We start from the raw sequence: 17902 nt of genomic DNA on the forward strand, positions 1-17902 counted from the left end.
GATTACACACAGTTACTAATTACCCCATGCAATCCCGTCGAATTGCTCGCGAACTGGCGCTTCTGAGCTTATCCCAGATCCCGACAAATCCAGAAAAATTGTCGGAACAGCAGATAACCGATTTGATAGTTGCGGCTATCCGCACTTTGAGTGCAGAAGTTAAAGATGCTTTAGAAACTGCATCTGCGGAAATCCAACGCTCTAGCGATCGCCTTTTGGGTAGCGAAACTCGCGCCATCGATATCCAAAGCGCCAGAGCTATGGTAAGAGAAGCCATAGAACTTACTCAAACCGCAATCAACCGTGTCGGTGGGGCAGTGGAGTTACCAGAATTTGTCCAGCTATCCAATCAAAAAGATGTGCGCGACTACGCCAAGCAAATTATCGGTACGGTTAACGCGGAAAGAGAACGGGTTGACGAAATACTCACACAAGCACTCGCGGAACTGCGTCCCGGTCAGGAGAGAACTTGGCAACTAAGTCGTCTCGCTAAAATCGATCGCGATATCCTGCGAATTGCAGTCAGCGAAATCAAATATTTAGGGATTCCCGAACCGGTGGCAATTAATGAGGCAGTGGAGCTTGCCAAACGCTACAGTGGTGAAGAAGGACATCGTTTTATTAATGGCGTTTTGCGTCGAGTGAGCGATAAAGTCAAAACATAATGTCCCTAAATTAGAAACTCTAGATAAAAAGCCGCCGTTCAGCAGTTCTGCCAAATATTGAAGTAGGTGCTATGGTTTTTAATTGGTTCCGCCGCCAGCATAACGAGTCTCAAGAACAAGCTCAGGATAAATCGGCTTCACCGACACAGGTTGAACCTCAAACAGAATCACCTGTATCTGAGAGTGGAGCAACTTCATCTCAGGAGGAAGTTGCGGACGACTATTTGGCCTGGGCAAAAGCTGCTTACAAGAATATCCAAGCCAAGCAACGACCGCAAACAACGACAACACCCTCAGAAACAGAAGCGCCTACCCAAGCAGAAGCAGAACCTCAGCTGGTAACAGAAGCGGTAGCACCTTCATCTGAGTCGCAGGCAATACCGATACAAACAGAAACTCCGCAGGCAGAAAGTGATGCAGAAGTTGCTGTAGAAGCTGCCAAACAAGCATTGGAGGAGCTTGAAACAGCAGTAGCCGCAGAGTCAGCCAGTCCCGAAATTGTCGCTGCCGAAGTAGAAAAAGTAACTTCGGTAGCAGAAAATGTGCCCGATTTGTCGGTAACAGCTGAAACTGTCGAGAATCGGGAAGGCGTCGCTCAGGAAGCCGTACCTTTCTGGGCGCGGGACGATCGACAAGCACGGTTACAACGGCTTAAGGAAACAGCTATTCAAGAGCCAGAACTGCAAGTCCGCCCAGTTAGTGCGACAACTGAAACTGAACCTGCCGCGATCGCAGAATTTGCGGATGTCGTTTTCGATGATGGTTTCCTGTGGTCGGCAGAAGTACTGGCAGCCCAAGGGCGTCGCCCGGAAGATGTTTCTATTGAAGAAATCACCTGGCTCAAAAAGTTGCGCCAAGGCTTGGACAAAACTAGACGCAATCTCATCAATCAGCTCAAAGCGATCGTCGGTCAAGGCCCGCTCAATCAAGATGCGGTGATGGAAATTGAGGCTTTGCTGCTACAAGCTGATGTGGGAATAGAGGCAACAGATTATATCATAAAAGCGCTGCAAAGTAAACTCCGAGAACAAGCTCTGCCACCCGAACAGGCGATTTCCTACCTCAAACAAATCCTGCGGGATATGCTGGAGCGACCGTTTGTCGAATCTCACAAACGCACCTTTGCACCGGAAAAAGACACATTCAATATCTGGGTAATGACCGGAGTAAATGGTGCTGGAAAAACGACAACTATTGGCAAAATAGCCCATCTAGCAGTAAAATCAGGCTACAAATGCTTGATTGCGGCAGCAGATACGTTTCGAGCCGCCGCAGTGGAACAGGTAAAAATTTGGGGTCAGCGCAGCGGCGTTGAAGCGATCGCCAATCCAGGGGAAAATACAGACCCGGCAGCTGTAGTGTTTGATGCGATCGCCGCAGCTAAAGCGCGAGGATCGGAACTTTTAATCGTGGATACGGCTGGACGTCTTCAGAACAAGAAAAACTTGATGGACGAACTGAGCAAGATTCGTCGCATCATTGACAAAAAAGCCCCCGATGCTAGGGTTGAAGCTCTTTTGGTTCTAGATGCCACTCTGGGGCAAAACGGTCTGCGTCAAGCCCAAGTATTCTCTGAAGCGGTAAAATTAAGCGGTGTTGTCCTAACTAAACTTGATGGAACTGCCAAGGGTGGCATTGCCCTAGCAGTCGTACAGCAATTGGGTTTGCCTATCCGCTTTATTGGTGCCGGCGAAGGAATCGAAGACTTACGCCCCTTCTCCAGCTACGAGTTTGTGGAAGCTTTGCTAAGTGGCTAATAGCACAAAGAGCGTCGGCGCTCGGCTATAATTAGATACTTCGGTGCTTTATTTGTTGATATCTTTTATCTGCACCGTCCAAAACAGTTTTTTGTTAAGAATAGTAAATTAAAATACTTAATTAATCTAAAGACTATTGGCAGTAGAGCCGATTGACGATATCATTTCTGCTCTAATACCTATAGAGGAAACCAAAGACATTTGATACAAAAGCCTAAGAGTAAAAGCGCAAGGCTTGCTTTGCGTGCGGTTTTTAGGATTAGCTAAGTGTTCGGTTCGGCCAGGATCGAACGATCGGTCATGGGACAATCGTAAAAATCTAGTTTTTCCTCCAAAAGGTAGAACTAATTTTCTCCCATACAGTCAGCGACTGGTAGAGATCGATACTGTTAGGGTTGAGGAATTAGCTAGAATTTATTCCACAAGTAGGCAACATTTTTCTGCCCAGCCTCAGCTAGAATGTTGACCGCTACAACTTTTTTCTGTCTTACTGCGATAAGCTATTGCTGCTCTTGCTTTGAGAGCTTTTGGCATTTCGATCGCATAATTCTGCTAGGCTAACTAACGCCTATTATTTAAATCCTATTAATTCTATGCTTGTTAATTACTCTTAACCGCCAAACCAATGACTGCTGTGCCCCTGCCAAAACCATCTTCTCAATCACCCGACGACCATAGCGACGCCTCTAGTGAAGTCACGCCAGTCTTTGCCCTCAAAGAGCTGGTGGCGCGTTTGCACCGGGAACAACATAAAATCCAAGATTTGTTAAGTTCGTTAGGGTTTGCGCTGCGAAGTTTTAACAATTTGAATCAATTTTTGGAGTTGATTCCGCTGATGGCAACACGGGTGACGGATGCTGATGGTAGTGCGCTGGTACTGGTGAAACCAAACGGTCAGGTACGGTTAGAACAGCTACATTGTCAAGATAGTCTTCAGGGTGCGGAAATCCGGAAGGCAATCGAGGCAGCAACTAATAAGCTCAGAAATGCACAGCCTAAAACTTCCCAATCATCATCCGCGCTGGCGCAGATTGACTTTAGCGACGCATCCGGTCACGAGAGAGGACTAACGCTTCTGGACGAACACGTTACCCGCTATTTGGGGCCAGATATACATTTGTTTGGTACGGCAATTTTAGTCAAGCAAGCTGAAAGGGGACGTCTCTACGTTTTCAGTCGCGATCCCGAATATACTTGGACGGAAACCCGACAAAAGTTAGTTCGTCTAGTCGCAGATCAAACAGCAGTGGCGATCGCTAACGATGAACTGACGGTAGAATTACGCAAGAAAGAACGGCTCGATCGAGAACTGGAAATAGGTGCCGAGATCCAACAAAGATTGCTTCCCCGTCAATGTCCGACCATTCCAGGTATCGAATTAGCAGCTCGCTGTCAACCTGCCAACCGTGTCGGTGGAGACTACTACGATTTTATCGCGACTGAGACTAACACCAATAATTACCAACTGTCAGTTTTGAGTTCGGAGTTCAAACAAGACCCTTTAATTTCAAACTTACAACTCACAACTCAAAATTATCAAAAGGGACGTTTGGGTATAGTCATAGGCGATGTCATGGGTAAAGGAGTCCCGGCGGGTTTGTTGATGACGATGACGCGGGGAATGCTGCGGGCAGAAGTGCTAAACGGTCACTCGCCATCTCGCATTCTGCAACATCTCAATCAGGTTATGTATGCCGATCTAGAAAATTCCCATCGGTTCGTGACCCTATTTTATTCAGAATACAATCTGCAAAGTCGTATCCTGTCTTACAGCAATGCCGCTCACAATCCGCCATTGTTGTGGCAGGCATCCACCCAAGCGGTCATGCGTTTGGATACTTTGGGTATGCTAATCGGTTTGGATAGCAATTCCCAGTACGAGGAGGCTCAGGTGCAGTTGGCTCCGGGCGATACGCTAATCTATTACACTGATGGTTTTACAGAAGCGGCTAACCCCAGCGGAGACCGATTTGATGAGGAAAACCTCATCCGTGCTTTTGAGCGAGCCTGTCAGCATTGCCAAGGTTCTCAAGCAATTTTGGATTATCTTTTCGATCGAGTGCAACAATTTATTGGCCCCGGAAATCGGAATGGCGATGATATGACTCTGGTGGTAATGCAGGTTTCACCTACTCAAATCTAGGTATATTCGTGTTTGTGCCATAATCTCTGACTGAGAAACTTGGCTAGAATTAACCATCTATAATCAATTCGCAAGAGGAGACAACGGCTATGGTTGTTAACGCCTTCCAAGTAATTACAGGTTCCTGGGCTACCCTGGTTCATCCGAGCGATTCTCTAACAGTATTATTGTCTAAGCTACCTATATGGTCTGTCGTGCTAGCTCAACAAGTTAGCGATCCAGACCTTTTAGGACAGGCTCAAAAAGCTTGGAGCTACTTTATTCAATCTGGCCAAATCTGGGCGTTAATAATAGGAGTTATCATAGGCTACTTTATCCGAGGTATGGTATAGATTCTTGTCTCGATTAGCTGTAGCTCCAGTTAAAGCCAAAAGTAAAAATTTTTGGTCTCGATTACCTTTGATTTTTAAATTTTTAAGGCGACTGCTGTCAAAAAGAGGATAACTTGGATACCGAACTAACTCAACAACCAACTCACGGTACTGCATCCAAAACTTGGAGCCAGAGATTTGAATCCGCACTGCATCCGGCGATCGCACGCTTTAATGCCAGTATAATTTTTGACATTGAACTGATTGAGTACGATATCACCGGGTCGCAAGCTCATGCCAAAATGCTGGCGCACACGGGCATCATTTCACCAGCAGAAGGAGAGCAGTTAATTGCAGGGTTAGAGCAAATTCGCCAAGAATACCGCCAAGGGCAATTTCATCCCGGCATAGACGCCGAGGATGTGCATTTTGCGGTCGAACGTCGCCTGACGGAAATTGTCGGCGATGTGGGTAAAAAGTTACACACGGCTAGATCGCGGAACGACCAAGTGGGTACGGATACGCGGCTTTATCTGCGCGATCGCATCGACCAAATTCGCAGCCAATTGCGTGAATTTCAGGGTGTTCTGCTCAACCTCGCCGAGAGCAATGTCGAAACTTTGATACCGGGCTACACTCACCTACAACGGGCACAACCGGTCAGCTTGGCTCACCATCTGTTAGCTTATTTTGAAATGCTACAGCGCGATTGGGAGCGATTGGGAGAAATACAAAAGCGCACGAATATTTCCCCTCTGGGTAGTGGCGCACTGGCGGGTACTACCTTCCCGATCGACCGACATTTTACCGCTAAAGAGTTGCATTTTGACGATGTTTATGGTAATAGTTTGGACGGGGTGAGCGATCGCGACTTTGCGATCGAGTTCCTCTGCGCTGCGAGCTTAATTATGGTTCACCTCAGCCGTATGAGCGAGGAAATCATTCTTTGGGCATCCCAGGAATTCGGTTTTGTGACACTCAAAGACAGCTGCGCTACCGGTTCGAGCATCATGCCCCAAAAGAAAAATCCCGACGTCCCAGAACTGGTGCGGGGAAAAACCGGGCGCGTTTTCGGCCACCTGCAAGCGCTGCTGGTGCTGATGAAAGGTCTGCCTCTGGCTTATAACAAAGACTTGCAAGAAGATAAAGAAGCCCTCTTCGACAGCGTGAAGACGGTGGTAGCTTGTTTGGAAGCGATGACGATCCTGATGCGAGAGGGACTGCAATTTAATCAAAGTCGTCTTGGCGAAGCAGTTGCAGAAGATTTTTCTAACGCTACAGATGTTGCTGATTACCTGGCAGCACGCGGCGTCCCTTTCCGAGAAGCATACAACTTGGTGGGTAAAGTTGTAAAAACGTCCCTTGCTGCTGGTAAACTCCTAAAAGATCTCAGTATGGCAGAGTGGAAAGAGCTGCATCCAGCTTTTGAAGCTGATATTTACGAAGCGATCGCTCCACAGCGAGTCGTAGCCGCTCGTAACAGTTATGGTGGCACAGGTTTTGACCAAGTGAGGCAGGCAATTCAAAGAGCCAAATCTCGCATAGCTTGACCTAAGACGTTATAACTTACAAAAGAAGAGAGGGGCTAGGGAAGAAGAAAGTGGCAACAATTTTTCCTTAGCTTTTTTGACTGAGTGACTTTTGAATGATTGACTTTTAAGTGTGCCTATGCGTCGCTCTTGGCAGTTTGTTCAAACTGTACTCGGTATTTTATTTCGTCATCCCATCACAGGCACGACAATTATCCCTGTTTTGCCAGATGGAAAAATTGTCCTGATTCGCCGTCGCGATACCGGGCAGTGGGGCTTACCGGGTGGGATAGTTAACTGGGGGGAAGATGTTCCCACTACTGTAGAACGGGAATTGGAAGAGGAAACAGGACTGAAACTGGTGAAGATTTGTCGATTGGTAGGCGTTTATTCAGCACCCGATCGCGATCCTAGAGTTCATTCAATTTCCATAGTGGTGGAAGTAGAAGCGCAGGGAACGATGCAAGCTCAGGATACGCTAGAAGTCAGTGAAGTTCGGGCTTTCGATCTTTCATCGTTGCCTAAAGGTCAGCTCAGTCACGATCACGATCGCCAGTTGCAAGACTATCTCAATGGCTCGATCACCCTCGCTTGATCTGGTATGAGAGTTTGATTGGCATACCCCCATCCCCCCTCAGTTTGAGCTATTTTCAGCTCGATCCGGTATGGAAAACAAACTGAAACCTTAAAATTCTATAAAGGCAATCTTAGCCCTAAAATAAGCAAGGCAAATACCAATTTCTAACCCGGTCGCGATCGGCATGAATCCACTTTTACGGAATTCCCGGCTGAAGCTGTCTCAAGGGATAATTTTTTGGCGAGAAGTTGGTAAAGGGCCAACTTTGGTGTTTCTACACGGTTCTTGGAGCGATGGTGATGAGTGGCTACCCTTAATGGAGCGTTTGGGCGGTGAATACCATTGCTTAGCACCAGATTTACTGGGTTTTGGCGAATCAGAGCAACCCGATGTCCACTACTCGATCGGATTGCAGGTGGAGTATTTGGCTGAGTACTTGGAGGCGTTAAACTTACGACAAGTTTATTTAGTGGGTCACTCCCTTGGCGGTTGGATTGCGGCCAGCTATGCTTTGAAATATCCAGACCGAGTTGCCGGAATGGTACTGTTAGCACCAGAGGGAGTAAAACCAGAAGGTGCGAGCAGAAACTGGTGGTGGGCGCGGGCATTGATGGAACGGCCTAAATTAGCAGATTGGCTGTTGCGATCGCTCCAAAAGCTCCTCAAACTAAAAGTAATCGGTCGCCTGGGAAAAATTCGCCTTTTCCTCAAGCAGCTGCAAAAAATGCTGGAAACACCCGCTGCTTGTCAGCTACTATTCCAACGTCGTCGTGCAGAAATTCAAGCCGAATTATTACAAGACCAATTGCCCGATCTCAAAATCCCTGTTTCGATTTTAGAAAGCGAACAAGATACTCCTGTTGCCAAAGCACTTTGTCAAACTTACGCTAAACTGACTCCGAAAGCTCAGCTAAAAACTCTCTCTTCTGCGGAAGATGACTTAGCGGAAAAATTACCCGACCTAGTGGCTGAGCAAATTCGTAAGTTAGCAGTCAGTCGTTAGTCTTGACCATTTGTGGCGATGAATTGCTTTTCATCGCTTTCCCAGTCTCCCTTTCCCACAGTTGACGGATTCCCCAAAATATAAGGTGTGGGTCAGTATTTATTTTCGTAGCTACCTGTGGAAATACAGATTGGAGATAGTTGAGAAGCAAAGTGCGATCGCCCCCAGTTAAAACAATCCGACTTTGGGGAAACTCCTGCCTCCAAGCGTCAATAAAATCGGCTATTCCAGCTAAAACCGTGTAAATTATGCCGCTTTGAATAGCTAAACTCGTATTTAATCCCCAACGGGGTGGTAAAGCGCCGGGTAATTCAATTTCCGGTAAAGCAGCTGTTCCTTGCGCCAGAGACTGTAGTTGCAACCTCAATCCAGGCAAAATCGCTCCTCCCACCAACCGCCGAGCCGCGTCTGCACCCGTGAAAGTAAGGGCTGTACCTGCGTCAATTACCAATATTGGCCAACCAAAAGTTTCTCCAGCACCCAAAACAGCCAAGGCGCGATCGATTCCTAATGTCGGATACAGTCCTTCGACGGGTAAATCATTCAAGGCGATCGGGCGAACATTTGGGTAACTCAGCCAAAGTTCTGTCTGAGATGGAACTACTGAAGCTAAATAAAGAGGGGGGGATAGGCAGAGGGGAAAAGAAGGATAAAGTGCTAAAATTTCCCATTTTTCAAGATGTTCGCTATCCCAAGTTTCCTGCAAGCTAGCATCAGCAAACCTGGCCCAGTGCAACCGTGAATTGCCGATCGTCAATGATAACCATAAATTTTTCTGCGGTTGCATAGTGTTTCGATTTTTTTAACGGAGATATAGGTTTTTTAATAAATCTTCACAACTCATTCATGTCAGAATAAAGTAAGACAAAATACCTATGGGTTGCCAAGAAGGAGACTAAAGATGGTAGCGCTCACCGAAAGAACCCAAAAGCGTCTGACAATACAGACAAGCGAGATTGCTGCCGAAACGACGGTTATTCGCTCGCTAGACTGGGATCGCGATCGCTTTGACATCGAATTTGGGCTGCAAAACGGCACCACTTACAATTCCTTTCTAATTCGAGGCGATCGGATTGCTTTAGTTGACACCTCCCACGAAAAGTTTCGCCAGCTGTACCTGGACACGCTCAAAGGTCTGATCGATCCAGCACAGATAGATTACTTAATTATCAGCCACACCGAACCAGACCACAGCGGATTGGTTAAAGATATGCTGCAACTTGCGCCCCAAGTTACGGTGGTGGGGTCGAAAGTGGCAATTCAATTTATAGAGGATTTTGTACATCAACCATTTAAACGGCAGATTGTCAAAAATGGCGACAAGCTGGATTTGGGTAACGGACACGAAATAGAATTCGTGATTGCTCCCAATCTACACTGGCCGGATACTAGCTTCAGCTACGATCGCAAAACCCAAATCCTGTTTACCTGCGATGCTTTCGGGATGCACTATTGCTCAGATAGCACCTTCGATGAAGACTTAGCTGCTATTGAAGCGGACTACAGATTTTACTACGAGTGCTTGATGGCTCCCAACGCTCGCTCGGTACTATCTGCGCTCAAACGGATGGGAGAACTGCCAGAAATTGGCACGATCGCCACCGGACATGGCCCCCTGCTGCATCACAACGTTACCGAACTAATCGATCGCTATCGCAAGTGGAGCCAAGCAAAAGCCAAATCAGAGACAACGGTAGCTGTATTTTACGTCTCCGATTACGGATATAGCGATCGCATTTCCCAAGCGATCGCCCACGGTATCACAAAAACCGATGTGGCGGTCGAAATGTTCGACTTGAAATTTGCCGATCCGCAAGAAGTACAGGAATTGGTAGGCCGATCGGCTGGTTTAGTCATCCCCACGCCACCAGCATCTAATTCTACAGCCCATGCTGCTTTAGTTACTGCCCTCGCAGCTGCCAAAGAAAAGCAAGTTGTGGGCATTTTTGAATGTTACGGTGGCGATGACGAACCGATCGATCCTATATCGATTAAATTCAGGGAACTTGGCCTGAAAGTAGCATTCCCACCAATTCGGATTAAAGATACTCCCACCGAAGCCACCTATCAGCTATGCGAAGAAGCGGGTACGGACTTGGGCCAATTGCTGACTCGCGATCGCGATATCCAACAAAGAAAGTCGATCGACAACGACCTGGAAAAAGCACTGGGACGTATCAGTGGAGGGCTATACATTATAACAGCAAATAAACACGGTGTCAAGGGTGCCATGCTAGCATCGTGGGTATCGCAAGCCAGCTTCCAACCGCTAGGGATTACTATTGCAGTTGCCAAAGATCGGGCGATCGAATCTTTGATGCAAGTAGGCGATAAATTTGTACTCAACGTCTTGGAGGAAGGCAATTATCAACTATTAATGAAACACTTCCTCAAACGCTTCCCACCAGGAGCCGATCGCTTTGCCGGAGTCAAAACTCAAATAACAGAAAATGGTTCCCCAATTCTGACCGACTCCCTCGCCTACATCGAGTGCGAAGTAGCAAGTCGGATGGAATGTAGCGACCACTGGATAGTTTACAGCACCGTGGAATCCGGTCGCGTTTCCAAAGCCGAAGCCCTCACCGCCGTACACCACCGAAAAGTCGGCAACTACTACTAAAAATTTCTTCTCTGCGTTCCTCTGCGTTAACCTTTGCGACCTTTGCGTTGAAAAATATGATAAATTTTAAACGCAAAGGAACGCAAAGGAAATCGCAAAGGAACGCAGAGAATGAATGAAAATGAGTTGTCAAAAATTATAATTGGTTATGCAATGAAAGTGCATACGGCTTTAGGCCCCGGCTTACTGGAATCTGCTTATGAAGCTTGTCTCGAATACGAACTAATCAAAGCCAGACTGAACGTAGAAAGGCAAAAACCTATTCCTCTAGTTTATGAAGAAGTCCGTATTGATTGTGGTTATAGGGCCGATCTAATCGTGGAAGGCAAAGTCATTGTAGAAGCTAAAGCGGTCGAATCCTTACATCCTATCCATCATTCTCAAATCTTAACCCATCTAAAATTAGCAAACGTAAAACTCGGCCTCTTAATCAACTTTAACGTTATCCATCTAAAAGATGGCATCAAAAGAGTAGTAAACGGCCTTTAACTCTGCGTTCCTTTGCGTAAACCTTTGCGTTCCTTTGCGTTAAAAAATATGTCCTCTGTAAAACCACGCGACGTTCAAGTCCTCCCCATAGGTGCAGAAACTACCGTACTGCGATCGCGCACTTGGGATCGTCTCAAGTTTGAAATCGAATACGCTCTGCAACGGGGAACAACTGCGAATTCTTACGTAATACAAGCCGATCGAACCGCACTGTTCGATCCGCCAGGAGAATCATTTACAGAAATATTTCTCCAAGCATTGCAACAGCGCTTTGACGTAAAAAAAATAGAGTATGTGATTATCGGTCACATCAATCCCAACCGCGCTGTAACGCTGAAAGCACTGCTAGAAATTGCTCCTCAAGTTACTTTTGTTTGCTCCAATCCAGGTGCGATCGCTCTGCGTAGCCTTTTTCCGGAAAATGAGTTAAAAATTATCGTCGTGCGAGGCGAAGAAACTCTCGATTTGGGCAAAGGACATCAACTGCAATTTATCCCGACTCCGAGTCCCCGCAGACCGGACAAAATGTGTACATACGACCCTAAAACGCAAATCTTATTCACCGATAAGTTTTTTGGGGCGCACATATGCGGAGATCAGGTTTTTGATGAAGGTTGGACAGCAATTAGTGAAGACCGACGCTATTATTTCGATTGTTTGATGGCTCCCCATGCGCGTCAAGTGGAAAACGCTCTGGACAAATTAGCGAATTTTCCAGCAAAAATATACGCACCCGGACACGGGCCACTTGTGCGCTACAGTTTTATCGAGCTAACCCATTCTTATCGGCAATGGATTCAACAACAGCAAACTCAGGATATAACGGTAGCGTTGATTTACGCATCTGCCTATGGTAATACGGGGACGTTGGCGCAGGCGATCGCACGCGGAATCACGAAAGCTGGAATCAAAGTAGAAACGATCAATTGCGAAGTTGTAGAACCAGCTGATATAAAAGCCGCAGTGGAAAGATCGGCAGGGTTTATTATCGGTTCTCCTACCCTTGGCGGTCACGCTCCTACTCCCATCCAAACTGCGCTCGGAATAGTGCTATCTACCGCTGCTAAAACTCAACTTGCGGGTGTGTTCGGTTCTTTTGGTTGGAGTGGGGAAGCGATCGATTTGTTGGAAAGTAAGTTAAAAGATGCCGGTTATCAATTTGGATTTGAACCGATTCGGGTCAAATTTAAACCTACAGATGTAACTTTGAAATTCTGCGAAGAAGCGGGAACAGATTTTGCTCAAGCTTTGAAGAAAGCGAAAAAAGCCAGGACGCCTCGACAGCCTGTGAGCGAATCTCAAGCGGCGCGAACAGAACAAGCTGTGGGACGCATTGTGGGTTCTCTTTCTATCGTTACTGTCAAACAAGGGGAGCTTTCCGGTGCGATGTTGGCTTCTTGGGTTTCCCAAGCAACTTTCAATCCTCCCGGTTTGACTGTTGCTGTGGCAAAAGATCGGGCGATCGAATCTTTAATGTATAAAGGCGGTCAGTTTGTTCTAAACGTCTTGTCAGAAGGCAATCATATAGGTTTAATGAAACATTTCCTCAAACCTTTTGGCCCTGGTGAAGACCGATTTGCTGGTGTCGCTACTGCTGAAGCTCATAACGGATGTCCTATTCTAAACGATGCCTTAGCTTATTTGGAATGTTCTGTCCAAAATCGGATGGAATGTGGCGATCACTGGCTCGTTTATGCAACCGTTGAAAATGGCAAAGTCTTAAAAGCAGATGCTGTTACGGCTGTGCATCACCGCAAATCTGGCAGCCATTATTAAGTGGAGATTTTAGATTTTAGATATTCATTCCTATCTAAAATCTAAAATTGTTTCAATAATCAATCTTTTTCTTTATTTTTATCATCTTCATCTTCTGCATTTTCTTTCCTGTCTTCGTCTTTGTCATTTTCTTCATCGCTACCTCGATCGTCTTTTTGAATCTGTTCCTGCTTATTTTCTTCGGTTTTAGGAGAATCAGTTTCTTTTTGAGGATTGCAAGCACTGACAAATACAAGCAAACCCAATGCGATGAACCGAACAATAAGATAGATAGTTTTACTGGCCATAAGCGCTCTCACTTTTGCAACTGAGGAAGATGCTTATTTTAATATTACTGGATGCGCTTTTCCAAATACTGACCGATCATTAATTGTTCGCCTGCGCGGGAAATTATGCTTTGTCGCGTGCGGTAGTTTGTACCGATTAATTTTAATTCTTCCTCGAAAACAGAGCCGTTATACTCCGTCCGCAAACACAAAGTTTTGGGATTGGTGAAATAATACTCGGCGGTGACAGGTTTAGGTGTGGCAAAACCGCGATCGCGATACAGTATCTTCCCCAATGCGCCAAACACTGTGGAACCTTTCGACTGTTTGCGTTCAGTTACCGATAGATACAGAAATTTATTCAATCAAAACCAACTTGCGAATCATGGGTTTGCTATTAAATTTTTGGGCCAATAAAAATGATACGAACATCTGCCAAGCAGGCAGAGATAACAACGATGGTAAGGCAATTTTAATAGCACTTAAAAACTTTCCCTGTTGGCAAGCAGACCAGCTATAACGAAGTCGTAAATAAGCTCGTAAAGTGTCAAAATTTCCCACACCATAGCTGTAATTTTTACCCAGAAGTGCGTATAGCTTTGCCATTACTAAAATATTCCCATACAAACGCTTTTCCTGCAAATAATTCTGGCTTTGACGAGCTAGTATGGCTGTTACTAAAAGATGCCAAGCAGCTAGTGAAAAAATAGCGGGAAAGATAGTTTTGAAGGCTGCGATCGTATGTTTTTGTTTGGCTGCCACTAAAGCCCAATGTAGCTTTAAATAATCTCTAACCGTCTGTCGATCGGGTAAAGTCGCTCTGTATTTTTCGCTGACTAAATCATAAAGCTTATCTTTAATTAAAATATGAGTATCCAAGCGCTTTTCAACAGAAAATTTGTGATTGTAACCACCAGGCCAAACTGTGCGATAGGCAAGGCATTGATTGAGAAAGACTGCATCTCCAAACTGGGTAATTTTGAGCCAAGAGTCAATGTCATCAAAATTTACATCTAATTGGGAATCCCATCCTCCAGACTTCAGAAAAGCATCGCGGCGGAATGCAACCTGAATGGGAGTGCCAAAAGGAATTTGTTCCATGAGCATTCCATAATGGATATCTTCTTGAGGAATGTAGAAAACTTTGCCTGGGCCAGTTTTGCGGGTGCGGCTAATTTCTACCTGATTGACATCAACTTGAGCTGCTTGACAAGAGCAAATCACCGCTTGGGGACGCAGAGCTAGCGCTCGCGTCATCTCCTCTATACAGTTGGGAGCGAGATAATCATCATCATCGACTGGCTTGACCCAATCTCCACTAGCCGCTTGTACCGCAGCATTCATAGTGATGGCGTGGCCCATATTATGATCATTGCGATGATAGACGATGCGATCGCCTAAACTGCGTAAATAAGCTTCGGTCTCATCAGAAGAACAGTCATCTGCCACGACAACTTCACACGGTACTGTTTGCGCTAAAGCAGAATCAATCGCCCGCTTCAGCAACGACAAGCGGTTGTAGGTTGTGATCGCAATACTGAAATTCATTTGGGTCATCGGCTACCGCCCCAGAGATCGAGCCTGGTAGGTTAAGAAACTGGAAAAGGTCAGCTCATTTTTCCAGCATTCTTACAGAATATGCTTCACAAAGCTTTCTCAGTCCACTTTCTTAAGACATAATTAATACACACAGAAGAATTTAGTCGTTCGACGCTAGTAACTTGCCTTGGCTAAAGCCACCTCAAACATTAGCGGGGCCAAAGAACTGAGGCGTAAAGCTACCATGCAGACCGTAAGGGACGTGATGCTGCAAATGCAGTCGCGCCACCGGCCCTTTATTCAAGTCACGAGCATCTAAAACGATCGCATCAGAACGATGGCGAGCCGAGTCATAAACTAAACTTAGCAACCAGCCATCATCTTCCAGCGTAGCATTCGCTCTCGGTACAAAAATCGGTTCGCTGACAAAGCCTTTTGGTGCAGCACTCCATAATTGCCTTTCTCCAGAACTCAAATCAATTTTCAATATCGCCTGAAGAGGAGCATTACCTTGTGCTGCACTAGCTGCACCGAGGTAAAGGAAACGGTAAGGCTGTCCTACATTTGCTGGATGAACAGATGGAAATTCGCAGCAACGAGTTTCCAACATCTGACGCCTTACAGTTTGATTTTCCAAATTCAGCTCGAATCGCCACAACTGTCCCGGCGAAAGAGCTTCAAAATCTGTTTGACGGTAATCTGCACCAGGATCGAGCGTTGGTAAAGACTCATAGCAAATAGAATCTATGTAAATTTTATTTTCCTGTTCAAAAGCATTAGCGTGATGGAAAACAAAACCTGATTCGGCTTCCAAAATTTGGACTGCTTTTTTCTCTCTACCCTTGCTATCTCCAGAAACAGGATGGCGGGGAATAACTATGATACGAGTAGGATGACCGGGGTTGAAATGAACGCACTCACCTGCTCCTTGCCAACCTAAAATGTAAGGCAGAGGATTATAAGTGACTGGATTTTGAAAGAAAATGCAGTAGTTTGGCGTAATAACAAAATCGTGAATGAAAGCGAAACCAGGAACTGAATGCGCGTGACGATCGACTAACTTACCAGATCCGTCTAGCTCATAGATAGTTATAGTCGTGGAAAGACCGGGTTTGATCTGAAAGTTTATCAGCCTATCTTTCTCAATGCGGGGATGAGCGGAGAATGCTTCACCTGGGTGCAACACTCCGTTGAGGTAGTCTATTCCCACTGTCTCTAATGTGTGGGGATCTAAGCGATGGGGTTCGGCTGCTTCCCACAAAGCTAGCAGTTTGCCACCCCAATAAATAATATTAGTGTTGGCAATATTTTTCAATTTAAAATCAAAAGCATTAGCTAACCAACCACCCGGTTTTTGTGTGCCAAAAACACCGCGATAAAGAAATTTTCCGGCTTTCTCTTCTTCCACAAAGCCTTGTGTGCGGACGTAACGGTTGCGAAAGTAGGCGCGACCGTTTTGAAATGCGATCGCGCTAATCATCCCATCGCCATCAAAGGGATGCTGCACGCGCTGACCGTTGCGATCCAACAAACCCGGGCCATTGCGAAATACAGTACCTTGTAGTTCTTGAGGAATTTCTCCTTCTACATCATCAATCCAATATTCAAACTCTTGTTTGAGAGATTCGTATCCTCTTTGCCAATCTTGACGGTTGTAAGATTCTACTGGAACTTTAGAGCCGTCTTTGTAACCTTGAAAGGTCTGCATAGGGCGTAATTTTTCAGTTGTGAGTTGTGAGTTGTCAATGGTTCTTCCTTTGCCAGTGACCGATCGCCATTAACTATTGACAATTAGGACATCAAGTGATTTTCAGCGGTTGAATCAAGTTCCAAAGCTGCGACTGCTGGTAAGTCTGGTTGTAAAGCCGTCCCACGAACTTCTGTTTCCGGTTCAGTCTCCGGTAACCAACGTAAGAAGGGTAAAGGTATTAGCGTACTGAGGTTAGAGATTGTCACTAATAACCAGAGGTTGTCAAAATTGGATTGGGTAATCCCCAACCAGTACATTAGCACCGCGCCAAATTGATGCGATAATATTCCCCCCAAATTACTTACTGACATTAAAAGCGCAAATAGCGTAGCTTCCACTCCGGGGGGACAAATCCTTGCGGCTAGCACCAAAATGGGCATATAGGCAATCTGCGATAAGACGCTGAGAATGAGATTGTCTCCGATACTGAACCAGCGATCGTCAATTCCCAAGGCGCGGTTGGCGTGGGTCACCAGCAAAAGCATAGTCATGGTCAAGATTGTGCTGATAACTATTGTCCAACCGAAGATTGTCCGAAAGGGAATATTTTTTAAGAAGCGTTGAAACAGCCATACCCCAATTAAAGATGCGAAACTCGTTACCAAACGTACCCTTCCCAGGAATTCCGGTTCAAATCCCAACTCGTTGGTAATGAAGAAGAAAAAGGCAGACTCAGCTGATGGTCCAGATTGCATTAACAAAATGAATAGTGTTGGCATCCAGATAGTTTTCTGGGTAATAGCTTTGCCTAGTTGCTGTACTTGTTGCCTAATAGAGTTAGCATTAGGAAGCTGATTTGCCGGTGACTCGCTAATTAACCAAGCACTAATTGACACTATTAGCGGGAAGGTGGCCGTAATTCCAAATACTATATAAGTACTGAAATTCTCTAACAGAAAACCGCTAAAGTAGGCTGCGATTAAGCTTCCAAAAGCGGAAGCACTCCAGGCGAGGGATTGTAGCGAACCTATATTAGCCAGCGACTCTTTTCTTGCCCGTTCTACTACTAGCGAGTCTACAATTACATCGCTAACGGCAACAGCGACAGAAGTAAAGACGATCGCAACAGTTGCCGTCCAAGTGTTGTGTACCACTGTCGCCAGACTCAACCAGGCAGCCGTTCCCAGTAACCCGGATAAAATCAGGTAAGGTCGCCGCCGATATCCCAAGATCGGCAATCCGTCGGACATGAAGCCAAATAGAGGTTTGACTGCCCACGGTAAGGCAGCTATCCCTACCAAGACAGAAACTTCTGCTGGACTTAGCCCCAGTTCATCTTTGAGGAAGAAGCTGATGGCTAGGCGTGCCAGCCCTACGACGCCCTGAACGAAGTAAACCAGTAGGATGGCGATTAATTCAGGGCTGGGTTCAATACCAAAGAAAACTTTTTTTGTCAAGGCTTCTTTGAGCTCGGACAAGCCAGAGTGGGAAACCTGCATTGATAAAGATAAATAAACGTTAAGAATTATTACTTATA

Annotated in this window: 16 protein-coding genes; 10 read left to right on the forward strand and 6 right to left on the reverse strand. The window is 45.9% G+C overall.

The features are described from left to right. Positions 1-26: 26 nt before the first annotated feature. The 7 genes from nusB (at position 27) to ACE1CD_RS04215 (ending at position 7985) form a co-directional block, all read left to right on the forward strand. Complete coding sequence (gene nusB, locus ACE1CD_RS04185; RefSeq protein WP_374790910.1) at positions 27-665, forward strand: transcription antitermination factor NusB; 639 nt, start codon at positions 27-29, stop codon at positions 663-665. A 71-nt stretch (positions 666-736) separates the two neighbouring features. Beyond that, on the forward strand, positions 737-2422 hold the full coding sequence (gene ftsY, locus ACE1CD_RS04190; RefSeq protein ID WP_374821803.1) for a signal recognition particle-docking protein FtsY: 1686 nt from the start codon (positions 737-739) through the stop codon (positions 2420-2422). A gap of 625 nt (positions 2423-3047) precedes the next feature. After that, the gene (locus tag ACE1CD_RS04195) at positions 3048-4565 is read left to right on the forward strand and encodes a PP2C family protein-serine/threonine phosphatase (protein WP_374790914.1); all 1518 of its coding nucleotides are present in this window, start codon (positions 3048-3050) and stop codon (positions 4563-4565) included. A gap of 89 nt (positions 4566-4654) precedes the next feature. Next, complete coding sequence (locus ACE1CD_RS04200) at positions 4655-4897, forward strand: hypothetical protein (RefSeq protein WP_374790916.1); 243 nt, start codon at positions 4655-4657, stop codon at positions 4895-4897. Positions 4898-5010: 113 nt separating this feature from the next. After that, on the forward strand, positions 5011-6426 hold the full coding sequence (gene argH, locus ACE1CD_RS04205; RefSeq protein ID WP_374790917.1) for an argininosuccinate lyase: 1416 nt from the start codon (positions 5011-5013) through the stop codon (positions 6424-6426). A gap of 118 nt (positions 6427-6544) precedes the next feature. Beyond that, on the forward strand, positions 6545-7000 hold the full coding sequence (locus ACE1CD_RS04210; RefSeq protein ID WP_374790919.1) for an NUDIX domain-containing protein: 456 nt from the start codon (positions 6545-6547) through the stop codon (positions 6998-7000). Positions 7001-7166: 166 nt separating this feature from the next. Further along, entirely contained in the window at positions 7167-7985 is an 819-nt protein-coding gene (locus ACE1CD_RS04215; protein ID WP_374790921.1) for an alpha/beta fold hydrolase, read from the forward strand. Here ACE1CD_RS04215 and ACE1CD_RS04220 read toward each other — a convergent pair. Beyond that, positions 7975-8772: a pantothenate kinase gene (locus tag ACE1CD_RS04220; protein WP_374790923.1), complete on the reverse strand. Its 798-nt coding sequence runs from the start codon at positions 8770-8772 to the stop codon at positions 7975-7977. The two genes, ACE1CD_RS04215 and ACE1CD_RS04220, sit on opposite strands and share 11 nt — an antisense overlap. 114 nt (positions 8773-8886) lie before the next feature. On the opposite strand from ACE1CD_RS04220, the gene ACE1CD_RS04225 reads away from it, so the two are divergent. The 3 genes from ACE1CD_RS04225 to ACE1CD_RS04235 all read left to right on the forward strand — a co-directional run bounded on the left by ACE1CD_RS04225 (position 8887) and on the right by ACE1CD_RS04235 (position 12870). After that, the gene (locus ACE1CD_RS04225; protein ID WP_374790924.1) at positions 8887-10605 is read left to right on the forward strand and encodes a diflavin flavoprotein; all 1719 of its coding nucleotides are present in this window, start codon (positions 8887-8889) and stop codon (positions 10603-10605) included. A 111-nt stretch (positions 10606-10716) separates the two neighbouring features. Then, the gene (locus tag ACE1CD_RS04230; RefSeq protein WP_374790926.1) at positions 10717-11094 is read left to right on the forward strand and encodes a GxxExxY protein; all 378 of its coding nucleotides are present in this window, start codon (positions 10717-10719) and stop codon (positions 11092-11094) included. A gap of 48 nt (positions 11095-11142) precedes the next feature. Then, complete coding sequence (locus tag ACE1CD_RS04235; protein WP_374790928.1) at positions 11143-12870, forward strand: diflavin flavoprotein; 1728 nt, start codon at positions 11143-11145, stop codon at positions 12868-12870. Positions 12871-12929: 59 nt separating this feature from the next. On the opposite strand, the gene ACE1CD_RS04240 is transcribed toward ACE1CD_RS04235, so the two are convergent. The 5 genes from ACE1CD_RS04240 to ACE1CD_RS04260 all read right to left on the reverse strand — a co-directional run bounded on the left by ACE1CD_RS04240 (position 12930) and on the right by ACE1CD_RS04260 (position 17864). Continuing rightward, complete coding sequence (locus ACE1CD_RS04240) at positions 12930-13157, reverse strand: hypothetical protein (RefSeq protein ID WP_374790930.1); 228 nt, start codon at positions 13155-13157, stop codon at positions 12930-12932. 44 nt (positions 13158-13201) lie between these two features. Continuing rightward, on the reverse strand, positions 13202-13501 hold the full coding sequence (locus ACE1CD_RS04245) for a phycobiliprotein lyase (RefSeq protein WP_374821806.1): 300 nt from the start codon (positions 13499-13501) through the stop codon (positions 13202-13204). Then, positions 13494-14693 (reverse strand): glycosyltransferase family 2 protein, encoded by a 1200-nt coding sequence (locus ACE1CD_RS04250; RefSeq protein WP_374821808.1) that lies wholly within the window; start codon positions 14691-14693, stop codon positions 13494-13496. The genes ACE1CD_RS04245 and ACE1CD_RS04250 overlap by 8 nt, the downstream gene beginning before the upstream one ends. Positions 14694-14877: 184 nt before the next feature. Continuing rightward, entirely contained in the window at positions 14878-16383 is a 1506-nt protein-coding gene (locus ACE1CD_RS04255) for a carotenoid oxygenase family protein (protein WP_374821810.1), read from the reverse strand. Positions 16384-16466: 83 nt separating this feature from the next. Then, positions 16467-17864 (reverse strand): folate/biopterin family MFS transporter, encoded by a 1398-nt coding sequence (locus ACE1CD_RS04260; RefSeq protein ID WP_374790937.1) that lies wholly within the window; start codon positions 17862-17864, stop codon positions 16467-16469. Between the last annotated feature and the right edge of the window lie 38 nt (positions 17865-17902).

This window comes from Aerosakkonema sp. BLCC-F183 (assembly GCF_041929145.1).
Lineage (GTDB): Bacteria > Cyanobacteriota > Cyanobacteriia > Cyanobacteriales > Aerosakkonemataceae > Aerosakkonema.